2 protein-coding genes are annotated in these 2,753 nt (G+C 61.1%); one reads left to right on the top strand and one right to left on the bottom strand.

The genetic code is table 11. The annotated features are described in order from the left end of the window. Nucleotides 1-370: 370 nt before the first annotated feature. Entirely contained in the window at nucleotides 371-790 is a 420-nt protein-coding gene (locus G4D87_RS36410; protein ID WP_205507865.1) for a hypothetical protein, read from the top strand. Between the two features lie 254 nt (nucleotides 791-1,044). Here the strand turns inward: G4D87_RS36410 and G4D87_RS36405 are convergent, their stop codons facing one another. Then, on the bottom strand, nucleotides 1,045-2,571 hold the full coding sequence (locus G4D87_RS36405) for a fibronectin type III domain-containing protein (RefSeq protein ID WP_205507864.1): 1,527 nt from the start codon (nucleotides 2,569-2,571) through the stop codon (nucleotides 1,045-1,047). Nucleotides 2,572-2,753 lie beyond the last annotated feature (182 nt).

Here is a 2,753-nt window from a genome sequence, read left to right as displayed (position 1 = left end):
CAGAACCTTGCTCATCAGCTTGTACCTCTTCGCGACCTCTTCCTCGGTGACCATCGACACCTTCGAGCACGCCTCAGCCTATTTGTCGATCCCCTGCCAATCGGTCGCGTTATAAAATCTCAGGCCCTAAGCGCCCAGGAGGATGTCCTCTGCTGTCCTTCGTTTGATGGCGAGTTGCTCCCGTGAGGTCTTGGCATCGCGAAGCCATGCCCGTTGGTGTCTCAGGAATGTTTGTTCGAACTCTTTGAAGGTCGCATTCGATAGTGCGAGGTGGAGTCGGCCGCTCTCTGTTGTGCCAGCAGGCAATCGTCCTTTTCTCGTTGTTTTTAAGGAATTGGTGGCTCGGTGGAAGAGCGCTGCCGGAGCGCGGATGCTCAAAATCGTCATCGTACGGATGACGGGCGGCAGCCGGCCCCTGCTCGTCTTCTTCTGCACCGACGCCTCCCTCACCGGGAGCATCGAAGTGCTCTTCCGGGGCTTGAAGCAGCAGCTCGGCTTCGCCGACTCACGTGCCCACCGCCGTCTGGCAGTGCTGCGCACCGCCCCCTTCGCAGGCTTGAGCTACACCCTGCTCGTCCTCTGGTACATGGAGCTGGTCACCAACTGGCAGCAGATGAAGCTGCCGTTGCGGCCCTGGTACACCACCAGGGCCACTGTCAGCTTCGCGGATGTCTTGCACCTGTCTCAATCCACCCTGGCCCATACCCGCTGGCACTCGCAGTGTCGAATTCGCGCCAACTTACGCGCCGCCTCCCGCTCCATGAGCCTATCCCAAGGGCGCGCGGGATAGACCGCCGCGCTCACCCCCTCGCCTCAAAAGGGCGAAGTCGAGTCTGAACGGACTGCTCCTTGCAGTGCGCTCCGAACAGGAAGCTCGTTCGACTGTAACCTCTCGTGTCCCCCATCAATGGTTGGACGGGGGCCGCTATGCGCGGGCTATTCGGCGTTTGCGCATGGAACCTCTTGCTGCTGGAGTCCTGCGCGAAAGGTGACGGCACCGGAATAGGGATCCTCTTCCGGTGCCGTCACCTGTCAGCGACTACGTCACGGTACGATGACCGTCACTGTATTGGACGCGACCGAGGGACCAATGTCCGAGATTGCGCGCACGTAATAGCTGTACGTGTTACCAGGTTGAACAGTCGTGTCCGTGAATGTCCTGACGTTAGCGGCCAGTGACTGGACCAGCGCGTACACGGTGCTGGCGGAGCTCTGACGGTAGACCTCGAAGCCCGTCTCGTTGGACGAGTTGTCCGTCCACGCCAGCTTCACCTGCGTGGCTGGCACCGCCGAGCCCTGTAGGTTGCTGGGGGCCGCAGGGGGCTGCATCACGACGGTCACCGTCGTCTCGTCATCGTTGTTGGATCGGTCCAGGTCGAGTTCGTAGATGTATCCCTGGATGCCAATCTTGAATACGCCGGTTTGTGGGAATGCGACAGCCAGAGTGGCTAGGACCTCCGCGTTGGGCGCCAAGTCACCCAGTTCGCACACGTAGCGTACGTCGTCCGCCGTCTCGTCTTGGGCACAGTCGGTGCCGCTGCTCTGCGCGCTCTGGACGGTGGCATGCGTCGGAAGGACCCAGCTGAGCTGGCCCAGTGAGCCAACGCGTGTGCCAATATTCCGCACTCGCGCTGTCAGCGTCATTGCCTGGCCCACGCCCACGGTCAGGGTGGCGGGCGTCACCTCCACGTCCAGGTCCACGATGCCCAGCGGAATCTCGCAGGCATCGCCTATTCCGTCCGCATCGAGGTCGGCTTGGTCCGGATTGGCGGCCCACACACAGTTGTCCACAGCATCTATCAATCCATCCTCGTCGGAGTCTTCGGTGGCGATGGCCGCAGCCATGGCGCCCGGCGTCAGGCCCTCCCACTCCTGCTCCTCCAGCTCTCCCTCCGTCTCCATGCCCTGATACGCGAAGCTGTGAAACTGCCTGCGGTGGAAATCGAGCTTGAGGTGGTCCCAGTCGGAGGAGCCATAGTGGATGGAGCCATCACCCGTGCAGCCCTCTTCGGGCTTGGTGGGCGGGGTGCCGTCGAGCTTGTGAATCATGTTGAGGTTGATGGTCGGCAGCAAGTCGGGGTCGGTGGTCTTGTTCCGGTTCCAGTCCACGCTCGGAATGGGCTGGTTAGGAGCCGGATGGAGATTCTTCTGGCAGTGCCCCCGGCCGTTGTAGCCCCAGCAAAGAGCCCATCCCACCGGCATTGCGTCGAAGCCTCGCGTCTCAAGCAAGTCCGCTTCGTTGAGCGTCGGGAGGATGCGCGTCGAGTAGTCCAGTTGCCGTGTCATGGCATTGAACTTGAATGTGTAAAGGTAGTTCATCACGCTGGCGTAGTTGGGTTTGCAGTTTTGAAGCTCGTGTCCGCCATGATGAAGCCCCAGGGAGTGACCCAGTTCGTGCATGAAGGTAGAGATCTCGAATTCGTGGCGTGCGCACCGCGTCAATGACTCCTTGTTGCCATTGACGATCTCACACTCGCTCATCTTCGTGCCGCCGACCGCGCGCGGAGCCAAGGGGCCTGAGTCCATCCCGTGGATGGTCACTAGGAATTCGTCACCCTCCGTCTCTGCCAAGCCACTGTTGTCGGATGTCGCCAGTTCATGGCCGAAGAGCCCGTACCTGGTGGTAAGGGCCCGCTCAGGAATTAGTTAGCCGAATAGGGGAATAGCCAGAGGGGCCGAGCGCGTTGGCCGGGTATGGACGCGGAAAAGGCCGTGGCGGAGCGATACCAGGCACTTCGAGATGTCATGGATGA

This window comes from Myxococcus vastator, assembly GCF_010894475.1.
Classification (GTDB): domain Bacteria; phylum Myxococcota; class Myxococcia; order Myxococcales; family Myxococcaceae; genus Myxococcus; species Myxococcus vastator.
The sequence above is the reverse complement of the archived record's forward strand: the minus strand, read 5'-3'. Positions and strand labels throughout refer to the sequence as shown.